At 40.9% G+C, this 24083-nt stretch carries 22 protein-coding genes; 14 read left to right on the plus strand and 8 right to left on the minus strand.

Annotated features, from left to right (window positions below):
- Positions 1 to 27: 27 nt before the first annotated feature.
- Entirely contained in the window at positions 28 to 888 is an 861-nt protein-coding gene (locus tag J8Z25_RS07125) for a TIGR02285 family protein (protein WP_167658617.1), read from the minus strand.
- Between the two features lie 112 nt (positions 889 to 1000).
- Positions 1001 to 1168 (minus strand): hypothetical protein, encoded by a 168-nt coding sequence (locus tag J8Z25_RS07130; RefSeq protein WP_165381452.1) that lies wholly within the window; start codon positions 1166 to 1168, stop codon positions 1001 to 1003.
- A 363-nt stretch (positions 1169 to 1531) separates the two neighbouring features.
- Between J8Z25_RS07130 and J8Z25_RS07135 the strand changes: the two genes are divergently transcribed.
- The 5 genes from J8Z25_RS07135 to J8Z25_RS07155 all read left to right on the plus strand — a co-directional run bounded on the left by J8Z25_RS07135 (position 1532) and on the right by J8Z25_RS07155 (position 8382).
- Complete coding sequence (locus J8Z25_RS07135) at positions 1532 to 2107, plus strand: dienelactone hydrolase family protein (protein WP_250661903.1); 576 nt, start codon at positions 1532 to 1534, stop codon at positions 2105 to 2107.
- 46 nt (positions 2108 to 2153) lie between these two features.
- Positions 2154 to 3095 carry an acetoacetate decarboxylase gene (locus tag J8Z25_RS07140; RefSeq protein ID WP_250661904.1) on the plus strand — a complete coding sequence of 314 codons (942 nt, stop codon included), beginning with the start codon at positions 2154 to 2156 and terminating at the stop codon, positions 3093 to 3095.
- 8 nt (positions 3096 to 3103) lie between these two features.
- Positions 3104 to 5335 (plus strand): NAD(P)-binding protein, encoded by a 2232-nt coding sequence (locus tag J8Z25_RS07145; protein ID WP_250661905.1) that lies wholly within the window; start codon positions 3104 to 3106, stop codon positions 5333 to 5335.
- Between the two features lie 142 nt (positions 5336 to 5477).
- Positions 5478 to 7742, plus strand: a complete 2265-nt coding sequence (locus J8Z25_RS07150) for a TonB-dependent receptor (protein WP_250661906.1) — start codon at positions 5478 to 5480, stop codon at positions 7740 to 7742.
- A gap of 37 nt (positions 7743 to 7779) precedes the next feature.
- Positions 7780 to 8382 carry a hypothetical protein gene (locus tag J8Z25_RS07155; RefSeq protein WP_250661907.1) on the plus strand — a complete coding sequence of 201 codons (603 nt, stop codon included), beginning with the start codon at positions 7780 to 7782 and terminating at the stop codon, positions 8380 to 8382.
- Here the strand turns inward: J8Z25_RS07155 and J8Z25_RS07160 are convergent.
- Complete coding sequence (locus tag J8Z25_RS07160) at positions 8379 to 9476, minus strand: ISAs1 family transposase (protein WP_175081192.1); 1098 nt, start codon at positions 9474 to 9476, stop codon at positions 8379 to 8381. The genes J8Z25_RS07155 and J8Z25_RS07160 overlap by 4 nt on opposite strands.
- 54 nt (positions 9477 to 9530) lie before the next feature.
- Between J8Z25_RS07160 and J8Z25_RS07165 the strand changes: the two genes are divergently transcribed.
- Together J8Z25_RS07165 and icd are read left to right on the plus strand one after the other, a co-directional pair.
- Positions 9531 to 11690, plus strand: coding sequence for an ATP-binding protein (locus tag J8Z25_RS07165; RefSeq protein WP_250661908.1), 2160 nt, complete (start codon positions 9531 to 9533; stop codon positions 11688 to 11690).
- Positions 11691 to 11782: 92 nt separating this feature from the next.
- Positions 11783 to 13048: an NADP-dependent isocitrate dehydrogenase gene (icd, locus tag J8Z25_RS07170; protein WP_130052299.1), complete on the plus strand. Its 1266-nt coding sequence runs from the start codon at positions 11783 to 11785 to the stop codon at positions 13046 to 13048.
- A 5-nt stretch (positions 13049 to 13053) separates the two neighbouring features.
- Here the strand turns inward: icd and J8Z25_RS07175 are convergent, their stop codons facing one another.
- Both J8Z25_RS07175 and J8Z25_RS07180 read right to left on the minus strand, forming a co-directional pair.
- Positions 13054 to 13497, minus strand: a complete 444-nt coding sequence (locus J8Z25_RS07175; RefSeq protein ID WP_130051758.1) for a hypothetical protein — start codon at positions 13495 to 13497, stop codon at positions 13054 to 13056.
- Positions 13498 to 13608: 111 nt separating this feature from the next.
- Complete coding sequence (locus J8Z25_RS07180; RefSeq protein ID WP_130051757.1) at positions 13609 to 14556, minus strand: LysR family transcriptional regulator; 948 nt, start codon at positions 14554 to 14556, stop codon at positions 13609 to 13611.
- Between the two features lie 105 nt (positions 14557 to 14661).
- On the opposite strand from J8Z25_RS07180, the gene aceK reads away from it, so the two are divergent.
- Genes aceK through J8Z25_RS07200 form a run of 4 tightly spaced genes read left to right on the plus strand, consistent with a single transcriptional unit; the run spans position 14662 to position 18221 of the window.
- Positions 14662 to 16491, plus strand: a complete 1830-nt coding sequence (aceK, locus tag J8Z25_RS07185) for a bifunctional isocitrate dehydrogenase kinase/phosphatase (protein WP_250661909.1) — start codon at positions 14662 to 14664, stop codon at positions 16489 to 16491.
- A gap of 52 nt (positions 16492 to 16543) precedes the next feature.
- Entirely contained in the window at positions 16544 to 16936 is a 393-nt protein-coding gene (locus J8Z25_RS07190) for a hypothetical protein (RefSeq protein ID WP_250661910.1), read from the plus strand.
- A gap of 8 nt (positions 16937 to 16944) precedes the next feature.
- Positions 16945 to 17907: a zinc-binding dehydrogenase gene (locus tag J8Z25_RS07195; RefSeq protein ID WP_178926847.1), complete on the plus strand. Its 963-nt coding sequence runs from the start codon at positions 16945 to 16947 to the stop codon at positions 17905 to 17907.
- Positions 17908 to 17960: 53 nt separating this feature from the next.
- Positions 17961 to 18221 carry a DUF2999 family protein gene (locus tag J8Z25_RS07200; RefSeq protein WP_130051754.1) on the plus strand — a complete coding sequence of 87 codons (261 nt, stop codon included), beginning with the start codon at positions 17961 to 17963 and terminating at the stop codon, positions 18219 to 18221.
- 60 nt (positions 18222 to 18281) lie between these two features.
- Here the strand turns inward: J8Z25_RS07200 and J8Z25_RS07205 are convergent, their stop codons facing one another.
- Together J8Z25_RS07205 and J8Z25_RS07210 are read right to left on the minus strand one after the other, a co-directional pair.
- Positions 18282 to 18488: a helix-turn-helix transcriptional regulator gene (locus J8Z25_RS07205; protein WP_250661911.1), complete on the minus strand. Its 207-nt coding sequence runs from the start codon at positions 18486 to 18488 to the stop codon at positions 18282 to 18284.
- Positions 18489 to 18947: a hypothetical protein gene (locus tag J8Z25_RS07210; RefSeq protein ID WP_130051753.1), complete on the minus strand. Its 459-nt coding sequence runs from the start codon at positions 18945 to 18947 to the stop codon at positions 18489 to 18491.
- A 186-nt stretch (positions 18948 to 19133) separates the two neighbouring features.
- On the opposite strand from J8Z25_RS07210, the gene lepB reads away from it, so the two are divergent.
- Positions 19134 to 19793 carry a signal peptidase I gene (gene lepB, locus J8Z25_RS07215; RefSeq protein WP_167658610.1) on the plus strand — a complete coding sequence of 220 codons (660 nt, stop codon included), beginning with the start codon at positions 19134 to 19136 and terminating at the stop codon, positions 19791 to 19793.
- A gap of 84 nt (positions 19794 to 19877) precedes the next feature.
- Positions 19878 to 20693, plus strand: coding sequence for a hypothetical protein (locus J8Z25_RS07220; RefSeq protein WP_130051751.1), 816 nt, complete (start codon positions 19878 to 19880; stop codon positions 20691 to 20693).
- A 71-nt stretch (positions 20694 to 20764) separates the two neighbouring features.
- On the opposite strand, the gene metG is transcribed toward J8Z25_RS07220, so the two are convergent.
- Positions 20765 to 22789 carry a methionine--tRNA ligase gene (metG, locus tag J8Z25_RS07225; protein WP_167658608.1) on the minus strand — a complete coding sequence of 675 codons (2025 nt, stop codon included), beginning with the start codon at positions 22787 to 22789 and terminating at the stop codon, positions 20765 to 20767.
- 178 nt (positions 22790 to 22967) lie between these two features.
- On the opposite strand from metG, the gene apbC reads away from it, so the two are divergent.
- Complete coding sequence (gene apbC / locus J8Z25_RS07230; RefSeq protein ID WP_250661912.1) at positions 22968 to 24047, plus strand: iron-sulfur cluster carrier protein ApbC; 1080 nt, start codon at positions 22968 to 22970, stop codon at positions 24045 to 24047.
- Positions 24048 to 24083 lie beyond the last annotated feature (36 nt).

Raw genomic sequence — 24083 nt, forward strand, 5'->3', positions numbered from 1 at the left:
TCAATGTTTAATTAATAAAAGTGCCGCTTAGTGAGCGGCACTTTCGTTTCTATCTTTTAATCTCTTTTCTAAAATTGGCTGCAAATTATCAGGTAGCCAGCGCACTAACACATCATGAAAAGCATCTGTATGAGCGATTTTCTCAAGTGTTTGATCTAATAATTTTACCGTTACCTCACCTTGCTTGTTTTTAGTGCAGCCTACATAGCCAATGCTTAACGCTGGTGCTTCAGTAAGTGTGATTTGGGTTAGTTCATCTTCAAAGCCCATGGAATGAGCAAGATAATAATGCTCGCTTGGGTAGCCAAGTAATATATCAATACGCTTTTTTTGTAGCATATAAGTCAAGCTTGCGAGGGTGTCTCTGCCGGGGCGTGAGATAATATTAGCGTCATGACTTTCGTTAATCACCTTGTCGATATTAGTCCCGAAAGAGCGGCTCATTGATACCCCTAATGCAAGGTTTTCGGCTAATAATGATTTTAGTGACACAGGCTTTGTGACGTCTAACTCAAGTTTTGCGGCTAACTCTTTACGTATTGCAATAGACGGCGACAAACCTACAGTTGATGAATGTTCAGTAAACTGAATATGCTGCTTACGGTGCTCGTTTTGATATAACGACAGCATACAGTAATTATTGTGTGGGTTTGATAGTTCATGCACAGCACGACTGGCTGGCAATAAAGTGCGTTTAAATGAAACCTCAGGCAGTGCTTTTTCTAATAATTTGATCACACTTTCATCACGACCTGTGCCTTCATATTTATCATGCATGATGTAGTAGGGGGCAAAATCAACCATGATCCACTCAATGGCTTTAGGTTGCTTATTTGCATAAGCTGGCAAGGAAAAAAGTAATAGTAAAATAGACCACACACTACGCATAGTTACTACCTATTTAGGAAATAAAATATAAGTGTAGCAGGAATATAGGCTTATGCTGGCTGGTGGTGAAAACTAAAACGCCAGCTTGTTGGCTGGCGTTTATCGGTAGGGTTTAGTTGGCTTTTAACCACTTCACAAATTGGCGTGCATCACTCGCCTTTTGGAAGATGGCATTTTTTAAGCCCTGCGTGTCGCTAAAAATTACACGCTGTTTGTTTACCGAGATTGATTGCACTGGATGTGCGATCTGGATCAAAGATCCGTTGTATTTATATGACATAATAAAACTCACTTTTTCTTTTGTCTGTGTCTGTAGAGCTTTAATAGGCATTTAAAAAATACAGACCGACATTTGTTGTCTTGCTAACAGTGTTGACTAAGTTTGTGACAGTTTGGTGATGATTTGAAAATTCATCAAAATGTCATTTAGCGAACAAGCTGCAAGTATTTATACGAATATGCGGGAATTACTGGATCAAGGTAAGGGGTTAACCGCGTGGTTTCTAAAAACCAGACAATCAGAGTACTGTAAGAATCAATTAAGCGCAAGGTTTATTTTTTAAACATCAAAAATAATCTCTGGATGTTTAACAGAAACAGGCGTATTGTGATTAGGCACAAAATAACAATAAGAAGTATGCTTATGAATTACCTTTTGGTATCAGATATATTCGGTAAAACAGCGCATCTATCGCTGCTTGCTCAGCAGCTTCGCGGTAAAGTTAGCTTTTGTGACCCTTACATGGGGGAAATTCAGCTCCCCATAAATGAGCAGTTTCAATATCAACATTTTATGACTCAATGCGGCCATGACAGTTATTTTGAGCTAGTGCATTTAAAAATGGCGACTGTCCGTCAGCCAACCACGATTATTGCATTTAGTGCAGGCGCTGCCGCTGTGTGGCGTGCTCAAGCAGAATTAAAAGATTCTTTCATTAAAAAAATCATTGCCTTTTATCCATCACAAGTTAGACATCATCTTGAGCTTGAGGCTAACGTTCCTTGTCGATTTATTTTTCCTCACAGTGAAGAGCATTTTGATATTAAGCCTGTGATTGCTTCATTAAAAAGTAAAGCCAAGGTGAGCTGTGAAGTAGCCGACTATGCTCATGGGTTTATGAACCCGCTATCTGAGAATTTTAATCAGCTCGGCTATCAGCAATTTACCGAACAGCTATTAAAAGAGTGTTGTAACTCAGAACTTGTCCCCAACGATTAAAAAACTGGTCTATAGTCATTACTAAACAACAATATAAGTAATGACTATGACGGACCAAACAAATTACAGCCACTTCTTATCTAACCCGGTTGCTAAACCACCTTGTCGAATGATCAACGCGCAAATGTATGGTTTTTTTGTGTCTGGCTGCGAGCAAAAAATGCAGCAGTATGTTGATGCAACTTTAAATCTACTAGCAACTGAATCAACCTCGTTTAATGTGTTAGGGAGTGCTTGTTTACTTACCTTCACTGATATCGAAAAAATTTCTTCGTTAACGCCACCGTTTTCTGAGCATGGCTGGATGCAAGAAACCGATATTATTATTTGGCTTCCAGTAGCAAAAATGCAAGATGGTGATATTAGCCATTTATATTGGTATCCGGCTTTTATTAGTGTGAATAATATCTATGCCTTAATTAATGGCAGAGAGGCTTGGGGTTACAATAAATACTTATGTGAATACCAAATGCCTACAGCTGTGAGTGATGTGGGGCCCTTTAGTATAACTTTAGAATGTTTTGATGTGTTTAACCCAGACTCTAAATTAGCGATGCATGAGCTATTAACCATTGAGCAAACACAGGCAAGTACCAAGGAAAACTTACTCGATAACTTATCGGAATTTTCTAAGCACGTAACAGACTTGTTTTATGCGCAAATTAAAGGCATTGATTTATCGCTTCTTAAACAATTATTAGACGGGTTTATTCATCCGCAGATGGATCAGATTTTATTTAAACAATTTCCCGATGGTGTAGGAGAAAAAGCGGTTTATCAAAGCGTGGTTCACTCTCCATCGTTAATCAAAAAAATTCACCAATTAAAACTTTTACACAATGATTTTAGTCTTGATGTAAAAGCGCTTGCGAGTTTTCCTTTAAATGACATGTTTGGCATCGCACTTGGCAAGCAAGTTGTTCATTTACCTTTTTACGTCAATATGGATTTTGACCAGCTTGGCGCAACACAACTGTTACCAGCATAGAGGTGACCATGGAAAAAGAAAAAATCACTATTGTCGGGGGCGGTGTTGCAGCGATGACTGCGGCTGTGTACTTAACCGAGCAAGTTAATTGGCAAAGCCAGCGCGAAATTACTGTCTATCAACAAGGCTGGCGTCTTGGCGGGAAAGGGGCAAGTGGCCGTAACGCCCATTTCGGACAGCGAATTGAAGAGCATGGTTTACATGTTTGGTTTGGCGCATACGTGAATAGTTTTCGCACCTTAGAAGGTGTATATAATTCACTCAATAGACCCGCTAGTTGTTCATTGGCTACTTGGCAGCAGGCCTTTAAACCACACAGCTTTATTGCCTTACAAGAGTTTATTGATAACGAATGGCAAACTTGGCCGATTGATTTTCCAACCGTTGCAGGTAACCCCGCTGATGGCAGCCTAGATATAACAGTGTGGGACTTTGTCACCATGACATTAGCATGGCTAAAAAAATGGACCGAAGGCATTGAGCTTGTTTGTCAGCAGCAACATGCTCAAACTACGTTAGTGACTAAAAAATCACGGGATCAATCGTTACTCAAGCACATGTATCAAGAAATCAAAGCAGATATTGATACCCATTTAAATGGCGCAAAGCAGTTTATTGATGATATTGAAGCAGGCGCAACTGAAATTGCCTCGAACCCACGAACATTGATAACCCATTTGCTACAGTTCACTGAAAAGCAGGCTACGCACACCGATAATCAAGCTGATCGCTTGGTGATTTGGTATATCGTCAGAAAGTTAAAACGTTGGTTCAAAGATCAAGTCATTGATTTACTGGATGACAACCCAGAGTTGCGTAGACTTTATATTTGCGCCGATCTTGCTATTGCAATGCTCACAGGACTGATTAAAGACAAGGTCTATCGAGACGGTTTTGGCGTCATTAATTGCTACGATTTTCGTCAGTGGCTAGAAAAAAATGGTGCTAACAAAACTTACAGTGTCGATTCAGCGCCAGTACGTGGCTTTTATGATTTGGTGTTCGCTTACCCAAAAGGAGACTTTAATAAACCCAATGTTGAAGCCGGCGTTGCCGCCCTTGCCATGTTACGAATAGGCCTTTGCTACAAAGGTGGCGTGATGTGGAAAATGCAAGCTGGGATGGGCGATGTCATTTTCGGTCCAATTTATGAGCTTTTAAAGCAGCGCGGCGTTAAGTTTAAGTTTTTTCATCAGTTAACTAACTTATCGGCAGGACAAAATGACCAAGGTGAGCCGCTGGTAAGTGAAATTAAACTTTGCCAACAGGTGAGTTTAATTGGCCAAGATTATGAACCGCTTATTGATGTAAAAAAGCTACCTTGCTGGCCTAGTGAGCCATTGTATGAGCAAATCAGTCCTGAACAAGCGCATTTATTACAAGAATATCAGATCAATTTAGAGTCATTTTGGAGTAATTGGCCCGAGGTCTATCAAGAGCACTTTAGTAGCCCATTGCCAACAGTGACGCTTCGCCATGGTATTGATTTTGATACACTGATTTTAGGTGTCTCAGTTGCCTCACTTGAACATGTAGCCTCTGAACTTTTAGCTGTAGATTACGCGCTTTCTAAACAAGCAACAAAAGTGCAAAGTGTGGCGACCCAGGCTTGCCAAGTATGGTTGAATAAAACCGATCCACAACTTGGCTTTACGCAAACTAATGCCGCTGATGAAGGGCCTATTTTAAGCGGCTTTGTTGAGCCGTTTGATACTTGGGCCGCAATGGGCAATTTGCTAGATAAAGAAGATTGGCCAAGTGAAAATGCGCCAGTGAACATTGCCTATTTTTGCAGTGCGTTTAGCTGCGAAAACTACCCACCTGCCAGTGCACATCAATTCCCAGAGCAAATGAAAGCCGAAGTCAAATTGAATATGCATAATTTGTTTAGCGCAGATATGCGGCCACTTTGGCCCGAAGCCTATATTGATAACAAGTTTGATTGGCAGGTTTTTTATAGTGATCCACACAGCATTTTACCTGTTCTCGAACAGCAATATTGGCGCGTTAATGTAGACCCTAGTGAGCGCTATGTTTTATCTGTGGTTGATTCGAGTAAATACCGCCTTGCTACAGATGGCAGTCAGTTTGTCAATTTACGCATCACTGGCGACTGGATAAAAACAGGGGTTAATGCAGGCTGTGTTGAGGCTGCTGTGATGGCAGGTATGCAAACAGCGCGGGCAATATGTGGTTGGCCAACTAAGATCAGCGGAGAGCACGCATTCGAAAAAGGTTAGTGTGAGTAAAGTTGTAAATAAGTATGCATATAAGTCATGAAATTCCATGATTTATATGCGACTTTAATTGATTGTTTGGTCTATACTTACCACTAAATTACAACAATTTAACAAGTTTCCCTCTTTTAAGGTCTAAAAGCTAATGAAGCGACCCTTTCTGAAAGATCCTAAGTTTATGATGTTGTCGAGCACCAGCTTGGCGGCATGTGTAATGGCAAGCGCTGTTGCACAAGGAGCTGAGATTGAAAAAGACATGGAAGTTATTAGCGTTTATGCACAAAAACGTCCGCAAGCAATTGAAGACGTGAGTGTAGCGGTAAGCCAAGTGGATGGCGAAATTTTAAAAGCTCAGCATTTTAAAGATTCAACTGAAATTGGTTTGTTTGCGCCAAATGTAAAAATAACCCAAAACGCCGCAGAAGGAACGCCACCTGCTGTTAGTATTCGAGGGGTAGGGTTACTTGATTACAATACGGCGAACACTTCACCTGTCGCTATGTATATTGATGGCGTTGCGGTGGGGTCTGCCAATAATCAAATAGTTAACTTATACGATATTGAACAGCTCGATATTTTACGCGGCCCACAAGGCACTCTGTTTGGGCGCAATTCTACCGGTGGTGCAATTCTAATTCGCTCAAACCGCCCTGAGTTTGATAGCTATGGTTCATTGACATTAGGCATTGCCAATAATAACGCTACTAGCATCGATGGTATGTGGAACCAACAACTATCAGATTCAAGTGCAATGCGTATTGCTGTTAACTATCAAGACTACGAGTACTCAACAAATAATATCTATACAGACTCACCAACAGCAGGTATGGAGCAAAAAAATGCCCGTGTGTCTTTTCTATCTGAGTGGGATGAGGTTGATCTTTACCTGCAAGCGCATATTGAAGACTGGGATGGTATTGCCCAGCCTGTTGGCAGTATTGGTATTGTCGCCAACCCTTTAACGGGTGAGCTGTGTTCACCAGCAGATGCAGGCTCAACACGCTGCTTTGACAACTTTGGTTTTAATGATGGCAGTGATGATTTCTTTGCGGTAAGCGTCAATAATGACTCGCCTCATAAATCTGATGGCTATGGCTTTATTGCTGAAGTAAATTGGCATTTAAACGAGCAAAGTACTTTTACAACGATTTCGAGCTTTAACGATCTCGAAAGAAGCCATGCTTTTAATTGCGATGGCTCGCCAGCTCGCTTGTGTGAAGGAGTATTAGGGTTAGATACACATCTAATTAGCCAAGAATTCAGATTACTTAACGAATTTGCTGATTACACGTTAACCAGTGGGGTGTATTTTGCAGATGAAACAATTGAGCAAGATAATTTAAATGATATTTTGCGCGATTTTCGTGGCATTTTACCCACAAACTTAACCGCGACCTTTATCTACGATAACGAAATCGAGATGCAAAATTTGGCAGTATTTAGCCAAATTGAAGTGCCTGTCGCAGATAAATGGATGATCACCGCGGGTCTTAGATATGACTATGAGTCACTTGAGTATGACTCAATCGCCACGTTAAATACGGTGCTTGATGTGAACGACTTAGACGGTGTGCTTGTACCATTTTATCGCGTTACCGATGAGCAATCAGATAATGGCTTTAGCGGGCAATTTGCAATTAATTATCGCTATTCAGATGCAAGCAACCTTTATTATCGTTTTGCTAATGGTAGTAAAAGTGGCGGCTACAATGGCGGCTTTTTGTCATCTGAAGAACAAGCAATGTTAGCAAACTACGGCAAAGAGCGCTTAAATGCCCATGAAGTTGGCTTGAAGTCGTTCTGGCCTAGCCAGCAATTAAGAATGAATTGGGCAGCGTTTTACTATGATTATAACGACCAACAGGTGTTTATGAACCAAGCGTCAGAAACACCGCAAATGCCTCCTGTGCAATTACTTGAAAATGTTGCTGATTCAACTATTTATGGTCTTGAAACTGAAATTAATTACCAAGCAACTAAGCAATTAGCCATGCTACTTTCAGTAGGTTATATCCCCCATGCTGAATTTGAAGAATACGTTGACCCACTTGGTAACAGTATTACCGATAACCAACTGCCATTTACCTCTAAATGGAATGTTTCAGCGGGGATAAAATACGATACCAGCTTGGCGTCGTATCCGTTATCGGCCAACATTATTTACGATTATCAGTCTGAGTTCTATTTTGATCAGAATATGAATCCATATGCTCGCCAAGACGGCTTTAGCATTGTGAATGCGCATCTAAAATACGATGTTGATAATTGGTCATTTACTTTGTGGGGCAAAAATTTATTTGATACTGAATATAGTCAGTTAAAGTTCGATTTAAGTTCGTTCCTAGGCATGCTTGAAGACTTTAAAGGGGAAGGGCGTCGCTATGGCTTTGATGTTTCACTACAATTCTAGTCGTTGCCATCACCACAATGGTACAGGGGTTTTGTGAATGCGGTTAAAGCTGTATTTAAGTACTCTGCTGTTATTGTTTATATTAAGTGTTTCGGCTAATGCACAAGATACGTTTGTCTACACTGATGCTGTAGCTGATCAAAACCTCCATGATGTCGGTGAAGTGTTTATGGCGAACGATAATATGTTCCCGCAATCTGTGGCTGCGATTGATGCTTGGCGAGCCAGCAAAAAACCGCAATCTCGAATAAGCTCTGTCGGCGGTAGCTATTGGTTAATTGTTGAAATTGAAAATCAAAGTGATATAGAAGATTTAGTCCTCTATCCGTATAACACTTTGGTTTCGAAAATAGAAAGCCGCATTTATGATATATCTGATCCAAGTGCCCCGATACAGCACTTTGTAACCGGTGGGGTCGAGCCAAACCAATTTGCTTTTCACTATGGTAATCGTTTATCTCTTGAAAAAGGTAAGCACTACACGTTAATCACTTATTTTGAGAGTGACTACTTTTATACTCCCGCAAAACTGGTATTAACGCCTTATCAAGATTATTTTCAGAACATAACCGTCGAAAATATGATCATGATGCTGTGCTTTGGGGTCAGGGTGAGAGCATACTTTGTTAACAAGTATTAACCAAAGATAAGCTCAGCCCTGAATTCATCGTCAAAACTAGCCCTAACACACTTACTGCGTATCGAGTCTTTACGGCCTTTGTGCTGTTTTACCAGGTTGCGAACAACCCGTCTGAACAGCGCCATATTCTCCGCCGAAATCGGCTCGCTTATCTGGCAAGCGTCTTCCTTAAAGACGACATCCAACACCCAGTGCTGCTGATTTTCTATGTGCCAATGATGGCGGATTGCTTTCTGCAACATCTGTGCATCTGGCTCGACAGAAGTAACATAAAAGTGCGTGTCTATTTTTATTATTGAGTCGGACTTATTGTGCCTTTCGACTGCGACCAACGAAGTAAGCCCTGGCCATTTTTCTTTTATCTCTTTAGGCAGTTTGTCTGCTTTTAGAGCGTAAGTGATCCGTGTTTCCTGACGTCCATGCCCATTGCTGGTTTGTACGTCCTCAGGCAAATCTCCCTCTTCTTCAAAAGCTTTTTCAAAACATGAAGCGACTGCTTTATAAAGCGTTTTCTGATTTGCTTTGACCTGAACCAAATAGTCCGCATCTCTTGAAGTCAGTGCTGAGAGTGTCGCTTTCTGACAATGTAGTGCATCTAGTGTGATGATAGAGTCTGAAATATCGAGCACATCTAATAAGGCCCTAACTGCTGGGATCTCGTTAGATTTACTTTCTACGGTACGCTGATACAAAGTTAAACCAGATTCACAATCAAAAGCGGACACCAAGTGTAAGTTATCCTCACGCTTTTTACTGGCACCACGCAGAGTTTTCCCATCAAATGCAATAATTGGCTTGTCAGATTGAGTTCGTTGCTCGTTAACCCAACTAAGCAGGGCCAAAATCAGAGAGTCAGTTTCCACTGTTTTAAGAATACGAGCAATACTATGTCGCGTTGGAATACCATGTTTAAATGCTCTGAACTGTCGGAGCCAAGACAGCTTGCTGTGTCCAAACACTTCGATATCTTTCCAGCCTTCACAACCAGATAAAACCGCCGAAATGATAAGAAATAAGACATCAGTAAGGTCATGATGTTGATTGATGAAAGAACGCTTATCTTCCACAAGTTCAAGGTGGCTAAATAACGACATAATTAACAAGTAGATAGTGACAATATGGGCGTTATTAGATCAGAAAAGAGGCGGATGTTAAAGCCTTTTTACAAAGTGCGATCCCGCCGTGGCTTTGGGGTGGGCATTGCACTTGGTTTATATAATTTATTAATTTACTTGGTTTCCCGTGATGTTACACACCTGTATTACGCATTATTTACTGCATCCTGGGTGTTTGCTTGGAGCCATTTTTTCCATATTTCTGATCAGCTGTTTGGTTACTATAATCCTCATCTTCATTGGCTAGGCTTTGCCCTCACACCATTAACCAATATTCTGTTTTACAACAACTTACTTAAACTCAAAGAAACATTTCCGAAACTGGCGCAATTATCACTCACGGTGGGTGTAATTGCCACTTTGGGTATTCCGTTTTGTATTTTATGGCCAAGCTTTGGTTTTTATTGGTCAACGTTAGTAACGGGTGTTGCTTTATGTTTAGGCTTATACATAGGTATTCGCTGTATGCTCATTGGCTTTAAGCCAGCACGCTATTTTGTGCTGGCTTACATTGCCATGATGCTACCGAATATGGTGGGTAATTTAACTAATTTAGGCTTGCTGCCAGCTACTTCCATTAATTTATATTTATTGGGGTTGATAGGCACAGCCATGGACGCCATGTTGCTGGCGTTTGCTGTGGCCGATAAGTTTAGGCTGCTTCACGATGACAACGTAGAGCTCAATAAAAATCTAGAAGAAAAAGTACATTTAAGAACCCTGGAGCTTGAAGAGCTTGCCTCTGAGCTTCGCGATGCGAATGAAGCTAAAAGTCGCTTTTTAGCGAATATCAGTCATGAGATTCGCACCCCAATGACATCAATTATTGGCTATGCAGATGGCATTATGCTCGGGGACATTAAGCCTCATGAGCGCAACCATGGGATTGGCGTTATATTGCAAAATAGCCGCCATGTTCTTGGATTAATAAACGATATACTCGATATGTCGAAGATTGAAGCCAACAAGCTAGAAATAGATTTAGTCGAAACAGACTTGTTTGCCACGATTGCCAATATTGAGTCACTTATTGGCAAGCAAATCCGTGATAAGGGCTTAAAGTTCAGTGTTGATTATCAGTTCCCGTTGCCAGACTACCTAATTACTGATCCGAGTCGATTAAGGCAAATCTTATTAAACCTAACAACCAACGCCCTTAAGTTTACTCAAGTCGGGCGTATAACCTTAACGGTGAGCTGTCATAACGATAAGTTGTCGATAAGCGTAAAAGATACCGGTATCGGCATGACAGACAAAGAGCAACAAGCTTTATTTAGTGCCTTTTATCAGGCGGATTCAAGTATTTCTAGGCAATATGGCGGCACTGGTCTTGGCCTTAATATTTCTAAAAGCCTCGCCAAAAAATTGGATGGGGATATCAGTGTTAAAAGTAATGTCGGTTCTGGCAGTGAATTTATTTTTACCATGTCGGTTTATACCACAGATAATACACGTTGGCTCAATGATATGAGTGAAGTCAAACTTGTTGAAACCTCACCGTTTAGTAAGCTTGATGCACCTGAGAACTTAAAGGGTAGTGTACTACTTGCAGAAGACCACCCAGACAACCGGCGTTTAATTGCGCGAATATTAGAGCGTATGGGACTGACTGTAACAACCGTTGAAAATGGTAAAGACGCAGTGCAAGCAACCCTAGAAGAGAGTTTTGATCTTATTTTGCTTGATATTCAAATGCCAATCATGGACGGCCAAGAAGCATTAAAGATGATGCAAGCTACAGGAGTGAGCGTTCCTATCATTGCACTGACAGCGAATACCATGAAGCATGAAATTGCCCGTTATATGAAGCAAGGCTTCAATGATTTAATCGCCAAACCAATTGATAGAAACGCGTTTAGCCATAAAATTGCCAGTTACTTAGATTGCGATGAGTTAGCCGATATCAAGTTACCTGAAAAAGAATTTCAGGCGCTTAAAGATGATTATATAAAGGGCCTTGAAGAACAATATCGAGAAATGCGCGAGCAATACAAAAAGATGGACATTGATGGCTTAAGCAGAAATGTTCATATGCTTAAAGGCGCTGCAAACATGTTCGAATGTGAAATGCTCTATGTTAAAGCGGTTGCCGTTGATACTGCGCTAAAAAACGATACGGTCACGCTCGATACGCAGCTTATTGCATCCTTATTTTGTGCCATGCAAGACGAGATAACCAAGGTAACGCATTGATTGCTTGAATAGCGGCTATTTCTTTGTAAGCACAGACAAATTAATTATTTCCTGATATTAATATTGTTAAAACACCTTGCTGGGAAGACATGATGCAGTATCAACATATTTCAGTACCATCGAATGGCGTGCAAATTACTATCGATAGTAAGGGCCAATGGCATATTCCTGACAATCCAGTTATCGCTTACATCGAAGGTGATGGTGTCGGTCATGATATAAGCCCGGTGATGCGTGAGATTGTCGATGCAGCAGTGGACCATGCTTATCAAGGCGATAAACAAATACATTGGATGGAAGTGTTCAATGGCGAAAAAGCAGCAGCGCTTTACGATGGTGACTGGTTCCCACAAGAAACCTTGCATGCCGTTAGGCAGTTTAAAATTGCCATAAAAGGACCGCTAACAACTCCCCTTGGCGGTGGCTTTCGCTCTTTAAATGTGGCCCTTCGTCATGAGATGGATTTATTCGTTAACATGCGGCCCATTCGCAGTTATCCGCATTTACCATCACCTTTAAAAGAGCCTGAAAAAACTCAAATCACAGTAATCCGCGACAGCTCAGAAGACGTTTACTCAGGCATTGAGTGGCAGGCTGGCAGTATTGACAACGAGCGGATGCTTGATTTTCTGTGTCAAGAAATGGGTGTCACCCGACTACGTTTTGATAACCAATGCGGCATTGGTATTAAAAACAGCTCGAAAGAGGCGGCAGAACGCTTGATGCGCTATGCCCTTAACTTTGCCCTTAAAGAGCACAGTGAGTCACTGACTGTGGTGCACAAAGGTAATGTACTTAAATTTACCGATGGCGCTTTTAAACGCTGGGCATTTGCCCTTGCTGAGCAAGAATTTAACGCTATAGCGCATGACAATGGTCGTTGGTTAGTTATCAAACGTGAAGAGCAAGATGATTTAATCATCAAAGAAGTCATTGCCGATAACATGTTACAACAAGCGCTGCTCACTCCTGAGCAATTCGATGTGGTGGTAACAACCAATCAAAACGGCGATTACTTAGCTGATATGTTAACAGCACAAGTCGGTGGGGTAGGAATTATGCCTGCGGCAAACTTAAATAATGAAGTAGCCTTTTTTGAACCGACTCATGGCACATTTAATCGCATTGCCGGTGAAGACAGTGCAAATCCAACAAGCAGTATTTTAAGTGCGGTAATGATGCTACGTTTTATGGGCTGGCATCAAGCTGCGAATAGAATAGAAAAAGCTCTAGAAGAGACGCTTAAAGCAAATGAAATGACGTTTGACTTGGCTAATTTAGTAGCCGATGCGACGATGCTTAGTTGCAGTGATTTTGCAAAAAGCATCATCGCGCGAATAAGTAACTCAAATAATTAACCATATTATGCGGCACTGGCGCTTTTAACTGCGTAGACACATGGTTTACCTGTTAATTGTGCTGCACGTTGGTAAATATGTTCTGCACCTGGTTCATTGCTTGTCATGCCTGTTAATGTGTCCATTAACGCAACCACTAAAATAGCGGGTACTTGGCAGCAGTATTCATCGAGTACTGCAGTTGTTGTTTGAGCATCAACATGACAATGCGGGTGAGTGCGTACTGTGCTGTATGCTTTTAACAGTGTGTCCGCTTGTAAAACATCATCATCTTGATGTTTGGTTTTACGGCATTGGCAACCAAACTCATCAACCATAGTGGCTAATGTTTGGTAAATTTCTTCACAAGGTAAATTACTTTTTTTACAAAGTTGTTGCTCGATGAATGAGTGTAATTGACCATTAATGTAAAGGCCGTCCTGTTGAGTGAATTGCGCTGAAGTTTCCATAATCATTTTCTCTTTGTTTATGTGCTTAACTTCACTCTAGCCCTTCACTCATTATTAATGAAATTGTTGTTTTCAATAACTGATATTGATTTTATCAATATTACGCTGTTTTTAGCGATCAGCCACGGTGCTGGCAAAGGCAAGTAGCTCTCTGCGAAGCCACTGGTGCGGGTTTGCGTGATGTAACAAAGGGCTCCATAACATTTTCACTTCAATAGGAACAATTTGAAAAGGTACTGGACTTATTACCAAATCAGTGTGTTTTGCTAATAACATGGCTTGTCGACGAGGTAATGTGGCAATCAGTTTTGGTGATTGACACAGCAAGCTTGCCACCATGTAGTGGCGGGTGAATACGCGAATATTGCGGGTTTGTTCTAATTGCCATAATGCCTCATCGACCCAGCCGAGTTTTTGACTACCTGATTTATTCGTCAATGCCGCTTCTACGCCCCAACCTGCCCGATTCACCCAAATGTGCTCTTGTGCAAGGTAGCCTTCAAGATTTTGCTGTTGTAAGTAGGGATTGTCTGGGTGTGTTAAGCAGCAGTAATTATCGCGCCAAACACTGGCTTGGTGGAATGAGCGGGGCAGGCCGTTAAAGCGGTTTATGGCAAGGTCGATGGTGCCTTTTTCCATATCTTGAAGATTAACATCGCTTGGGCTCAAAATATCAAAGTTAAGTCCCGGATTTTTTTCCAGCTGCTGCGTGATAAACGGCGCAATTAGGGTTGATTCTAGGTAGTCGTTTGCCATAATCCGAAATGTAATTTTAGCTGTGCTAGGGTCGAATACTTCACTTGGCTGAGTAATTTCTTCGGCCATTTTTAACAGTGATTCTATTTCAGGTTTAAGGCTGAGCGCTTTTGCTGTCGGCGTCATCGTGCCAGCGGCTCTCACTAATAATGGATCATCAAATAAATCACGTAAACGCTTAAGGGCATTACTCATTGCTGGTTGAGTCAAAGCCAGTTTATTGGCGGCTTTTGACACACTTTGTTCATCAATGAGGACATTTAAATACACCAATAGGTTGAGGTCGACGTGCCTAATATTCATTTGATCAATCTTATTTATTATCTTTATTAATTACCTAAATTAAAGCGCGCTTGCTATTGTGTGTAAACAAGGCGACTAAAATAATCAGCATAAGCGATAAAAATAATGCCACAGCAGAGCTTACATTTGGCTGTTAAATCACACAGCGAACAGTTAAATCAGGTAGTAGCGACTAAGCTTGCCCGCGCGGTGTATGCTGGCTTTGAGGCAATGTTTGCAGAGTTTTTAAATATTACCCTCGGTGCACAAAGTCGTTTTGAACAGCGCCAGTGGCATCAAGTTCAAGGGGCTATGAAATCGCGATTACAGGTTTATGAAGGGCAAGTAAAAAAGGTAAGCCAAGCAGTAAAAATTATTGCTTATAGCGAGGTAGATGATCCTGCAATTTGGTTACTAGCCAAAAAAATATACGCAGAAATGGTGCAAAGCCATGAAAATCAGCCGATTGCTCATACTTTTTTTAACTCAACCTTCGGTGCTATTTGGGACTCACGAAAAATCCGCAATGTACATTTGTTTGTACTAAAAGCACGTTATCAACTTGGGCCGCGGCCTTTTGATTCATTGGTTAGCCGCATTTCTTTACAAAATGGTTTTGAAAGTGCCATCAGCAGCTTAATAAAACGCCATGTGTTTCGTTCACAATACGCTGATTTTACTGGTGATGTTGCCATGTTGCAGCGTACTTTAATTGCGGGTGCAAAACTGCAATGCCCGCAAGTCTATGAGCTACTTGCACTCAACGATGGTTATATTGAATACGCAAATTCTTTGTTTTTCAGAAATAAAGCGTGTTACATCATAGGTCGATGTATTGCTAAAAATGGCGATAACATGCCATTTGCGATTGCGTTGTTAAATAGTGAAAAAGGTCTGCATATTGATGCTGTGATGATGGGAGCTGACCAACTTAGCTTATTGTTTGGCTTTGCGCGTACTTATTTTATGGTCGATACCGACCAACCCGCACGATATGTTGATTATCTCAGTGTTTTAATGCCCCATAAGCAACGCTTTGAGTTGTTTAATGCCATAGGCTTTATCAAACATGCTAAAACCGAGTTCTATCGTTACAAAGTTGATACCACGCGCAATAGCCCTGTGGATGATAAATACATTATTGCGCCAGGAACGCCGGGCATGGTAATGCTAGTATTTACAACCCCAGGCTCAGATTATGTCTATAAGGTAATCAAAGATAAATTCAGTGCACCGAAAACAGCCACCAAACAGCAGGTCATGGCCAAATACGATTTTGTTAAACAAGCCGACAGAGTTGGCCGGTTAGTTGATACACACGAATTTCGTTATTTAGCGTTTGATTTAAGTCGATTTAGTGAAGAGCTAATAAAGACAATGCAGCAGCAAATTGGTGATAGTTTAGTAATTTCGGGGAATGCACTTATATTGCGCCATGTTTATGTAGAACGCAAAATGACGCCGCTTAATTTGTATATCAATGACTGTGATGAGCGAAAACTGCAGCAAGTCATGGTTGATTACGGTAAAGCGATAAAAGAGCTCGCGGGGGCTAATATCTTTCCCGGTGATATGCTGATGAAGAACTTTGGTGTCACTCGTTGGGGAAGAGTAGTGTTCTATGACTACGATGAAATTTGCCCAATGACAGAATGTCAATTTAGAGAGCTGCCAAAAACTGATGACTCATTAGATGAACTCAGCAGCGAAAGCTACTTTGACATCGCAGAAAACGATGTATTTCCTAGCCAGTTTAAAGTATTTTTTAGCGCCAATATGCGGGCGTTTGATTATTTTAATGCAGCCCACCAAGATATTTTCACAGCCACTATGTGGCAGCAATTACAAGCGGCTATTAACGATGGGCAATTGCTTGATGTTTATCCTTATAAGCAGTCTTGGCGCTTTTCTTCGATGAAAGCTCAAATGAAAAAATCTCAACCTATAACTGTTTAATAGTAACATAGTGTTAGCGTATGCTATTGAAAAAATTGCTAAAGAACGCACTATGAAAAACACACTGTTATTATCGAGTTTATTTATTTCGTCTATGGTAAGCGCCAATCCGTTATTAGGTAGCTGGCAATTTGTTGAAGGCAAATATGCAGCCAATGACGGCTATGTGACGGCAAAAGCGCCAGAAATAACCTCTGTTAAACTGATTACACCCAGTCATTTTAGCTATATCACCCAAAAGCAAGGCAACTTTCATTATGCTGGTGGCGGCAAATATGTTTTGCAAGACCAGCAATTTATCGAAACTTTTTCCTATGGTAATGTACCTTCACTACTTGGTAAGACCATGGCATTTGATTACAAAATAGAAGGTGACTTGTGGCACCACACCTTGTATGAAAATGGCAAATTAGTCGAAGCTGAGATCTGGCAACGAATTAAATAGAAGGCCATATGCGTTATATTAAGCACGAAGACTCACAGTTACATTTTGCGCAAACAGATAAACCAGCCCTAAAAGATAACGAAGTTCTTATTGCTGTTGCAGCAATCGGCGTTAATCGGGCAGATTGTTTACAGCGACAAGGTAAATATCCTGCGCCCAAAGGTGACAGTGAAATTCTAGGGTTAGAATGCGCCGGTACCATTGTTGAGCAAGGTAGTGCAGTATCCGGTGACTGGCTTAATAAACGCGTTTTTGCCTTGTGTGCGGGCGGTGCTTACAGCGAGTATGTTGCCGTTGATGCTGCGCAAGTGATGCCTTTACCAGATGAAATGACAATGGCCCAAGGCGCTGCTATCAGCGAAGTTTACTTAACGGCATTTTCTGCTTTGTTTCAATTTGGTCAGCTTAAAGCAGGGCAAACGGCACTTATTCATGCAGGAGCCAGTGGCGTAGGCGGTGCCGCAATTCAAATGGCTAAACGCGCTGGCGCTCAAGTGGTGATCACCGCCGGAAGCGATGAAAAGTGCGAGCATGCCAAACAGCTGGGTGCTGACCATACCATCAATTATAAAACCACCGACTTTGTAGAATACTTCAAAGCAAATAATTTACAGGCCAATACCATTGTTGATCCAGTTTCAGGGAGCTATTTAAACAAAAATGCCGCCGTTGCAGCAATGGATTGCCAAATTGTGATGTTAGCGTTTTTAGATGCGCGCTTTGCTGAGGTTGACTTTGCAAGGCTGCTTAGCAAACGTATTTCCTTTCATGCATCAACCTTACGAAACCGTTCAATTGAATTTAAGCGCGATTTAAAAGAGCAGTTTATAACCCGCTTTTATGATGATTTGGCACAAGGACTGTTGGATTGCAATATCTATAAAACGTTAAATTGGCAAGATGCAAATGAGGCTCATCGTATTTTAGATAACAACGAAAATTCGGGAAAAGTGGTGATGTTAGTTGAATAACATTAATTTGCCCATATTATTGGTTTTATTAGTAGTTAAAAGTAAAGGTTAGTATGAACCCAATTATTGCAATGCTCAAAGAGCACAATGTAAGTGACGAAAAAGTGCGTGAGCTGTTCCAAGCATTTATGGAAAACCCAATGATGGCAATGGGTTTGGTTCAACAGTTAGGTATCCCACCAGAAAAGCTTCAACAACTTATGGCATTAGTGATGACGCAGCCACACCTTATTAAAGAAGCGGCTGAATCAGTTGGGATCAGTGATGACGAAGTTGAACAAGCCAAAGCGCAGTTCAAAAATCAGCAGCCGTAAGATTTTACGATGCTTACTGAACAAAAAAGGTTAGCTAAATAGCTAACCTTTTTTGTTGGCCTATTGATATGAAAAAACATCATCCAGCTTCTTATCAAACAATTGAGCAATCTTAAAAGCCACTTCGAGCGACGGAGAATACTTACCTTTTTCAATCGCTACTATGGTTTGCCTTGAAACGCCAACAGCCTCTGCCAATGCTTGCTGAGTCATTTCATTGCGATGAAATCGAAGTTCACGAATGGTATTACTGAGCTGTTTTGTCATTTAGCTATCTCTTCGATATAAATATGCTTTGCTAGCATTAGTGATAATTTCACTAATTAAAAAACCTATAATAAGTAAATGCATAATATTATATAGATCAGAGACCTCAGGTAACAACATACGGTCTGACACACGCTCAATTTGAGTCGTTAGAAATACACACATTAAGATAATTGCAGAGCAAAACCAGTGTCCAAGTTTGGTACTTTTTAATTCAATGAGCTTATCGCGTTCATCATCACCTAAGTCTGCTTCTTTGTGTTTAATGCCTGCAAGTATCGATTGCATGATTATCTCTAAGATTACCGCTACAACAACGACCTTATATAAGTATGAAACCATGGTATCTTGGCTAAGATTTCCAGCAGCTTGTAGTGAATTAATACCTAGGAGGTAATAACTTAAAAGGCCAATTGTCACTACTAAAGTGCCCCAAATTGTCATTTCTTTGTAGCTCATATTTCATAATCCCATGTAAAATATATTTGACTTGATGTTAAGTAAACTACTCATCGCTTGCTGTGTCAAATATTTTTAACATCATGTATGATATTTTTATCTTTGACGTATCTCGTTACATTTAGTTAAGAACTAATTCTCAGCTAAAGGCTCTTAGTAAAACAAACCACAAAATAAGGAATGACTATGAACTGGATTGTAAAAGTATGGAAAAATAACCGTTCATTGATTGTATTTATCTGCTTGATGAGTGTTTTTAGAAGTGCGGTAGCTGATTGGTATGAAGTGCCAACAGGTTCAATGAATCCGACCATTGTCGAAGGGGATCGTATTTTAACGGATAAAATGGCTTATGATCTGCGTGTGCCATTTACTCATATTTCGCTTATGCGCACCGATGAGCCAAAAGCCGGGGATATCATCGTATTTGATTCCAAGGCTGCAAATAATCGTTTAATAAAGCGTGTTATTGGTGTGCCGGGCGATACAGTGACTTTAGTAGATAATAAATTGATTATTAACGGTAAAGCGCTTAATTACGCATTAACTGATGACAAGCAACAACAGCAGACACTGATTGAAAACCTTGCAGGTGTTCAGCACGCCATCCAGGTATCAAAAGCCTCTTCGGTGATGCAGCATTTTGCACCTGTCGTAATTCCTAAGGATATGTATTTAGCGATGGGTGATAATCGCGATCATAGTGCAGACTCGAGAGTGATTGGTTTAGTGCCTCGCAGTGAGTTGTTAGGTAAAGCTAAAAGAGTCATAGTGTCACTTGATTATGATGACTATTATTTACCTCGAAAAGAGCGAGTTTTACATGATTTATATTTAGCACCTTAGATGAAAATCGTATAAAAATTGGCAATTTACAGTTTTATGTCTCAATATTAACGACATAAAAATAATAAGCCAAAAAGGTTAAATATGATCAATGATAAGCTTGCTAGGTTAATTCGATGCTATTTGTTACTAGTCATTTCATTTAGTCTCGTTGCATGTGGTTCAAGCTCAAAAAGCGAAACTACAAAAGTCGATGAGCCTGACAGCTCCACCCCAGATACAACTGTTGGGCTAGTCGATAACAGTGGTAGTGCTGACTATAAAGTTATTATTTACGGTAATAGCCATAGCGCTAAATTAGGGGATTTGCTTGAACAGCTCATTTCAAGTGAGTTAACCAACGCTCAAGTATCAACCCTTACCGTCAGTGGTCGCTTTTTAGATGAGATAGTTAACGAATCGGGCAATGTTGAAAAGCTACAGCAAGACAATTGGAGTCATGCTATTTTTCAAGGTCAGAAATATTCTCAGTCTGGCTCTGTTAACTATTCTACGAGTGAGGCAGAGCGATTGATTGCAAGTGCGAAAGAGCTGGATATCACACCCATCTTATTTCCTGAGCATCCACAGCGAGGTGACAGCAAAGAAGGGGAGCTTGTCTATCAATTACACTTGTCTATTAGCGAAAAAGAAACAAGCTGTGTTGCACCTGTCGGTTTAGTTTGGGACAAAGCAATAGCTGCATTACCAGATCTGAATTTTTACAGTGCCGATGGTAATCATGCTTCAGATGCAGGGCACTTACTTACCGCAATGACTTTTTATGAAGTAGTAACCGGTGAGCTTGCTGACACTCTCGCTTACAATGCTGCTTTTGCTATCACAGAGCAACAACACCAGCAGTTCGGGCAAATAATTACTCAAGTACTGACTGAGCACCCGGCATGCCCAAGTTCATAACCATACATTCAACATAAAAAAACCGTTGTGCCTAAAACACAACGGTTTTTTAGTAGCTAGTAATTGTGCAATTACATTACGCGCATGCCAGGCTCTGAGCCTTCATCTGGGTTAAGAATATAAATTTCTTTACCGCCAGGGCCAGCTGCTAATACCATGCCTTCAGACATACCAAAACGCATCTTACGAGGCTTAAGGTTCGCTACCATTACCGTTAGCTTGCCTTCGATGTCTTCAGGAGCATATGCAGATTTAATACCTGCGAAGACTTGGCGCGTTTCGCCACCTAAATCTAAGGTTAGTTTTAATAACTTATCTGCGCCTTCAACGTGTTCTGCTTTAGCAATTCTTGCTACACGTAAATCAACTTTAGCAAAATCATCAAATTCGATTTCTGGGCTGATTGGCTCTTTTGCTAGCGGGCTGTTTGGATCAATCTTGTCTTTTTCAGCAACTAGGCTTTCTTTAGATTCTTCAATCATTTTATTTACTTTATCCATTTCAACACGTTGCATTAACGGTTTGAATTTATTAATTGCGTGACCTACAAGCGCTGTTTGCGCACCTTGCCATGTTAAACCGTCGTTTAAGAAGGCTTCTACGTTAGCAGCCATACCTGGAAGAACTGGTTTTAAGTAAGTGATAAGTACACGGAACATATTTAAACCAAGAGAGCATACATCGTGTGCTTCTTGTTGTTTTGTTTCGTCTTTAATTAACACCCACGGCGCTTTAGCATCTATAAATTGGTTTGCTTTATCAGCAAGGGCCATGATTTCACGAATTGCACGGCTGTAATCACGGTTTTCATAGTGATTTGCAATGCTTGCAGAAGCCGCTTGGAACTCACCTAACAGTGCTTCATCCATCACTGTGTCGCTAAGCTTACCGTCAAATTTCTTGGTGATGAAACTTGCACAACGGCTTGCGATGTTAACAACTTTACCTACTAAGTCAGAGTTTACACGCAGTGCAAAGTCTTCAAGGTTTAAGTCAAGGTCAGTGATGCCGTTGTTTAGTTTTGCTGCGTAGTAATAACGAAGATACTCAGGGTCTAGGTTATCAAGGTAAGTACGCGCTTTAACAAAGGTGCCTTTTGATTTAGACATCTTTGCGCCATTTACTGTCACAAAACCGTGGGCAAATACGTTTGTTGGCTTTCTGAATTTTGCGCCATCTAACATTGCCGGCCAGAATAAGCTGTGGAAATAGATGATGTCTTTACCAATGAAGTGGTAAAGCTCTGCATCTGAGTCTTCACTCCAGAATGCATCAAAATCGATACCTTTTTTATCGCACAGGTTTTTAAAGCTCGCCATGTAACCAATTGGAGCATCTAACCATACGTAGAAGTATTTACCCGGTGCACCAGGGATTTCAAAGCCAAAATAAGGTGCGTCACGGCTGATATCCCACTGCTGTAAGCCATCTGCAAACCATTCATCTAACTTGTTCGCCATTTCTTGTTGAATCGTACCTGAGTGTAACCACTCTTTAAGCATGTCTTCAAAAGCTGGAAGATCGAAGAAGTAATGCTCAGAATCTTTTAAGATTGGCTCAGCACCCGACATTACAGAACGTGGGTTGATAAGCTCAGTTGGGCTGTAAGTAGCACCACAAGAATCACAGCTGTCACCGTTTTGATCTTCTGACTTACACGTAGGGCAAGTACCTGTTACAAAACGGTCTGGTAAGAATATACCTTTCTCTGGGTCGAACAGTTGAGAAATAGTATGCTTTTTAATGTGACCCGCTTCATTTAAACGATTGTAGATTAATTCACTAAAGTGACGATTCTCTTCACTGTGCGTGCTGTGATAGTTATCAAATTCAATGTTGAAATCAGCAAAGTCGCGTTGACGCTCAACACTCACGTTTTTAACCATTTCCTCAGGCGTGATCCCTTGTTTTTGCGCATTAAGCATAATTGGTGTGCCGTGGGCATCATCCGCGCAAACGTAGTAGGTTTCATGACCTTGTTGTTTTTGGTAACGCGCCCAAATATCAGTTTGGATATATTCTAGTAAATGACCTAAGTGAGTCGGGCCATTGGCATAAGGTAATGCGCTAGTAATCAGGATCTTTCGCTGTGCCATAATCATTCCGAATTGAGATTAGTTCGATGCAAACATGCACGAATATCATTATTTAATTCATTGTGAGTTGCTTATATACAACCTAAAGCAATGATATTATCTAATTGTCTGGTTTTAATGCCTTGAATGTTACATAATTCCGCAGCACTTTTCATCAAAGAAACGCTAATTTATTGCTATGTTTGGACTGTCAAAACTATTCTCAAGTAAATCGACTGAAAAAGCACCGATCATTGATGCCTTCGCCGCCTATCGTAGTAGCGCATTTGCCATTGGTATTGAGCAAAGCTGGCTCGAAGAGCTTAATCAAAACAGCGATAAAAGCTGGCAAGTAAAACTAAGCCTACCTTTTGCTGGCTGTGGTGAAATCAACGAAATTGAAAAGTTTGTCGCCGATAAATTATCAGTGCCTGTGTCAATTAGCGCCAAAGTCAAATTACCTAATTCTTATAGTTTTAAGCAAATTAAACATATTGTTCTAGTTGCATCAGGTAAAGGTGGAGTTGGCAAATCAACCACGGCAGTGAATCTTGCCTCGGCTTTAGAGCAAGAGGGTGCACAAGTAGGTATTCTCGATGCCGACATTTATGGCCCGTCTATTCCATTACTTTTAGGTCTGCAAGGAGCTGAACCTAAAACAGCGGATGATAAAAACTTACTTCCTTTTGAGGCACATAATCTCAAAGCGCAATCGATCGGCTTTTTAGTTCCAAGTGATGATGCCACCGTTTGGCGTGGTCCTATGGCATCAGGAGCACTTAATCAATTAATGAACGAAACCGTTTGGGGAGAGCTTGATTATCTAATCGTTGATATGCCCCCTGGTACGGGTGATATTCAATTGACGATGAGCCAAAAAGTGCCTGCTAGTGGTGCTGTGATCATTACCACCCCTCAAGACTTAGCCCTTGCCGATGCACAAAAAGGTATAGCTATGTTCAATAAAGTAAACGTCCCTGTGCTTGGTTTAATTGAAAATATGAGCTACTTCTTGTGTGGCCATTGTGGGCAACCAAACCATGTATTTGGTAAAGATGGCGCCGTAAAATTAGCTCATCGCCATGGTGTGCCTGTACTTGCTAATATTCCGTTGGCCATTGAAATTCGTGAAAGCTCAGAGCAGGGCAATTTAATAGCGAAAGATAACGCGGCTCAAATAAGTGAAACATACAAAACAGCTGCCCGTGTACTTGCTAGTAGCTTGTATTATCAGCAGTCACACACAAGCTCCGTTGAAATTGTTATTACTGAAGATTGATTGTTGCAAAGATTTTGTTAATGGGTTTTTCTTATT

The sequence above is a fragment of the Pseudoalteromonas sp. SCSIO 43101 genome, from assembly GCF_023650775.1.
In the GTDB taxonomy this organism is placed as follows: Bacteria; Pseudomonadota; Gammaproteobacteria; order Enterobacterales; family Alteromonadaceae; genus Pseudoalteromonas; species Pseudoalteromonas apostichopi.